Here is a 4,516-nt window from a genome sequence, read left to right on the forward strand (position 1 = left end):
ATTAACTCAAATAGAAAAAGATACTTTAACAGAATTATCTAAGTATTTCCCGGGATTAAAAGTAGTTACAAAACCACCAAATACCAATGCTAAATTTACTAATCCCAAAGTTACATTTTAGATGGCGCGACATGCACCTACTAAAGTTACCTTTTTAGATGGCTTGACAGGGCCCTGTCCAAAAACTTGCCAAAAACATTTTATTTTGGCAGCTGTGGCCGCAGGAGAGCCGGAATTATCAATGACATAATCCCCTATTTTTTTCTTTTTATCCAGGGAAATCTGAGCTGAAAGGCGTTTCTGGGCTTCGGCTTTTGTTATTTTATCACGCTTAATTAAACGTTGAATCTGCACTTTTTCAGGAATCCAGACTACAATAATTTTATCAAACATTTTTTGGAGTTTCGCTTCAAAAAGCAATGGGGCATCAACCATAATGACTTTATTGCTTCTTTTGAACCGGTTTATCTGATTCTTAATTTCCGCTATTATCTCCGGATGTGTTATTTTTTCAAGTTTTTTTCTTTGTGACTGGTTCGAAAAAACTATTTTACCGAGTTTCCTGCGGTCTATGTTTTTTTCCGCGTTTAAAACTTCCCTGCCAAATTGTTTAATTATTTTTTTATATACTGGCTTCCCTTTTGCATAAATATCATGTGCAATCCTGTCTGATTCAATAATCTTTGCCCCAAGGTGTGCAAATTGATTAAGAACCGTGCTTTTGCCCGAAGCAATTCCCCCTGTAAGCCCGAAAATAATTGGTTTCTTATTTATGTTCATATTTTGTCATCTCGTTCCAGTTCTGTCCATATTTCAAGTCAACAGTTAAAGGAATAATCAGTTTTACCGCATTTTCCATTTCATTTTTTATCATAGGGCAAACGGCCTTGAATTCCTTTTCAGGAACCTCAAACAACAACTCATCATGCACCTGGCTGAGCATGCGTGTGCTTAATTTAGAAAGCTTTTTATGAATGTTTATCATAGCTACCTTGATGATATCAGCCGCAGTACCCTGTATAGGCGTATTTACCGCCGTCCTTTCGGCAAATTGGCGGATTTGGGTGTTCATTGAATTAATCTCGGGCAAATACCTTATTCTGTTTAAGAAAGTTGTTACGTACCCCTTCTCTTTTGCTTCCTTTATTATACTTTCAGTCCACTTTTTTACGCCGGCATATTTAACAAAATATTCATCAATATATTTTTGCGCTTCTTCATTGGAAATTTCAAGCTGTTGCGCCAGCCCGTAAGCCGACATACCGTAAATTATACCGAAATTTATAGTTTTAGCAATACGGCGTGTGTTGGTATCTACCCTTTCAGGGTTGATACCAAAGATTTCGCTTGCTGTGGCGGTATGAATGTCCTGATTGCTTTTAAAAGCTTTTACAAAAGATTCATCCTGTGAAAAATGAGCCATAACGCGCAGGTCTATCTGCGAATAATCAGCGGAAACCAGGATATTCCCCTTTTCAATCGTAAAGGCTTTCCTGATTTTTTGGCCGACATCAGTCCTGATAGGGATATTCTGCAAATTTGGGTTGCTTGAAGATAACCGGCCCGTAGCGGTTATGGCCTGATTAAAAGAAGTATGGATTCTATCATTTTTATCTCTAAGTTTAAGCAAAGAATCAATATAAGTGGTTTTAAGTTTCATCAATTCCCTGTATTCAATAAGTTTTTTTGGCAGCGGGAAATTTTTGCCTAAAGCAAGAAGCACTTCTTCATCCGTAGAATAGCCTGTTTTAGTTTTTCTTGAAGGAGGCAGTTTCAATTTTTCAAACAAAATATATTGCAGCTGTTTTGGTGAATTGATATTGAACTTTTCGCCGCTTATATCATGTATTTCCTTTTCAAGAACCAGCATTTGGGAGCACATCTCTTTGTCCAGAGCAGTTAAATAAGGCACATTTATGTAAATGCCCGCTTCCTCCATTTCCGCAAGCACTTCAAGCAGGGGCATTTCTACATTATGAAACAGGTTTTCAAGCTGCTTTTCTTTCAAAGTCTTTCTCATCAGTTTTGCCAGCTGATAGACTACGTCGGCGTCAGCGCAGGCATAATCAGACACTCTTTCTATTTCTATTCTGTCCATTGTCTGCTGTTTTGCGCCTTTTCCGATCAGTTCATCTATTGAAGTCATTCTTCTTCCTAACATCTCTAGAGAAAGATCCTTTAAACCATTCCCAGCTTTGTTAGGGTTAAGGCAATAAGAAGCTATCATTGTATCAAACTCTATTCCGGACATCTTTATTCCTTCTTTTTTAAATGCCAGATAATCGTATTTTATGTTCTGGCCCATTTTTTTAATGTTGGAATCTTCTAAAATCGGTTTGAATTTCGACAATATAAGTTCTTTAGGCAGCTGCTGAGGGCAGCCAAGATAATTATGGCTGACCGGAATATAAAATCCCGTGTTATCTTCCCAGGACATGCTGATTCCTACTAAATCCGCCCGGAGAGGGTTTACACCCGTAGTTTCCAAATCAACCGAAACTTCTTTTTGAACTGATAACTGTTTAAAAAACGTTCCGAAGTCAGCTTCGCTTAAAATTGTTTTATAATCTTTCTTTTTTTCTTCAACGGGAATTATATCTTTTGCGAGGCTTACAGCTTCGATGCGTTTCAAAAAATCTACAAGCTTGTCTGTATCGGGTTTGTTTACGAGACATTCTTTAATAGCTATGTCAACAGGCACGTCAAATACCAGTTCAATCAAATGTTTGCTCAAGAGCAGATTTTCTCTGCTTGCAATTATTTTTTCCCTGATTTTATCAGGTATAGTATCAAGTTTTTCAAGGATTTTTTCAACGGAACCGTAATCGTTGATAAGTTTTGAAGCAGTTTTATCCCCAATCCCCCTTACACCGGGAACATTGTCGGAAGAGTCTCCCGCCAAAGCGAATAAATCTACTATATTTTCCGGGTAAACATCGTATTTTTCTTTAACTTTTTCCCTGTCAAAATAGGTGTCCTTCGGTTCATTCATAACCTTAACATTATCATTTACCAGCTGGAGGCAATCTTTATCTCCGGTTACTATTATCGTTTCAAAACCTTCTAATGTCGCCCTTTTAGCCATCGTGGCAATAATATCATCAGCTTCAAAACCTTCAATTTCAATACTTTTAAGATTGAGCACTTTAACGGATTCTTTTGCGATGGGAATCTGGTTTTTTAGCGAATCATCCATCTCTTTGCGATGAGCTTTATATTCGAGAAATTCTTTATGCCTGAAAGTGGGCGCAGGGAAATCAAAACAGATTAATAAATAGTCCGGGGTAAAATCTTTGATAAGCTTAAAAACCATTTTTAAAAAACCGTAGACAGCGTTTATTTGTTCGCCTTTGGAAGTTGTTAGAGGAGGCAAAGCGTGGTAGGCGCGGTGCAGATACGAATTTCCGTCAATAATATAGAAACGTTTCATTGAGCAAAGTGCGAAATCCATAATCTTCATTTCGGCGTATTTTAGCCGAGATTATGGACCCTTTCCAAGTATTTTTCTGCGGCAAAAACGGCTGTTGCCCCTTCGCCGCAGGCAGTAATCACCTGCCTGAATAGTTTTTTTCTGCAGTCGCCTGCCGCAAAGATGCCTTCAACCGAGGTTTGCATGTTTTCATCCGTAATAATATAACCTGACGAATCAAGTTTGATAGAGTCTTTTAAAAAAACGGTATTCGGGTCTGTGCCTATAAAAATGAACACTGCTTTTGTTTCAATTTCTTTTTCTTCGTTTGTTTTTACATTTTTTATGCGGATTGCGCCCACTTTATTCGCGTCTTTCGCGCCCATTATTTCAACAGGTATGTGTTCGCCGATAAATTCTATCTTAGGGTTAGCAAATAGGTGCTCCTGCAATATTTTTGTTGCGCGCAGCTGCGCCCTGCGGTGAATCACTGATACCTTTTTAGCAAGCCTGGTCAAAAAGAGGGCTTCTTCAATGGCAGCATCCCCCCCGCCGATAACTACTACATCCTGATTCCGGAAAAACGGGCCGTCGCAGGTTGCGCAATAAGAAACACCCTTGCCGATGAATTCAATTTCGCCCGGTATGCTGAGCCTGCGGAAATTTGCCCCGGTTGTTACCAAAATTGCTGAAGTTCTATATTCCTTCCCGGATTGCGTCTTTATAATCTTTATGTGTTTGTCTGCCGTGATTGCATTGACTTCTTCATTTATGGCTTCCATTCCGAATTTTTCAGCTTGTTTGCGCATATTCTCAATTAATTCGTAGCCTGCGGCGCCTTCCGGGAACCCCGGGAAATTGTCAATTTTTTCAGTTATGATAACCTGCCCGCCCAATGACGCTTTTTCAATTAAAAGAGTATTAAGGCGCGCCCTGCAAGCATAAATTGCCGCAGTAAGCCCTGCCGGGCCTCCGCCAATGATTATGACATCATAAATTTTTTCCATGATGACGTTATTTTACATAAAAAAGGATGGATTTACAACAAAATCAGAAGAAAATGGCGGGCTCATTTCAAAAGCCTATTTACTTTTTCCATAAAAATCC

Annotated in this window: 3 protein-coding genes; all 3 read right to left on the reverse strand. The window is 38.9% G+C overall.

What is annotated here, in order from left to right:
• Positions 1–117 precede the first annotated feature (117 nt).
• Genes coaE through trxB form a run of 3 tightly spaced genes read right to left on the reverse strand, consistent with a single transcriptional unit; the run spans position 118 to position 4,416 of the window.
• On the reverse strand, positions 118–759 hold the full coding sequence (coaE, locus tag KKH91_01020; GenBank protein ID MBU0951395.1) for a dephospho-CoA kinase: 642 nt from the start codon (positions 757–759) through the stop codon (positions 118–120).
• A 7-nt stretch (positions 760–766) separates the two neighbouring features.
• Positions 767–3,430: a DNA polymerase I gene (gene polA / locus KKH91_01025; GenBank protein ID MBU0951396.1), complete on the reverse strand. Its 2,664-nt coding sequence runs from the start codon at positions 3,428–3,430 to the stop codon at positions 767–769.
• Between the two features lie 41 nt (positions 3,431–3,471).
• Positions 3,472–4,416, reverse strand: coding sequence for a thioredoxin-disulfide reductase (gene trxB, locus KKH91_01030; GenBank protein ID MBU0951397.1), 945 nt, complete (start codon positions 4,414–4,416; stop codon positions 3,472–3,474).
• Positions 4,417–4,516 lie beyond the last annotated feature (100 nt).

The sequence above is a fragment of the Elusimicrobiota bacterium genome (assembly GCA_018816525.1).
GTDB lineage: Bacteria > Elusimicrobiota > Endomicrobiia > CG1-02-37-114 > XYA2-FULL-39-19 > OXYB2-FULL-48-7.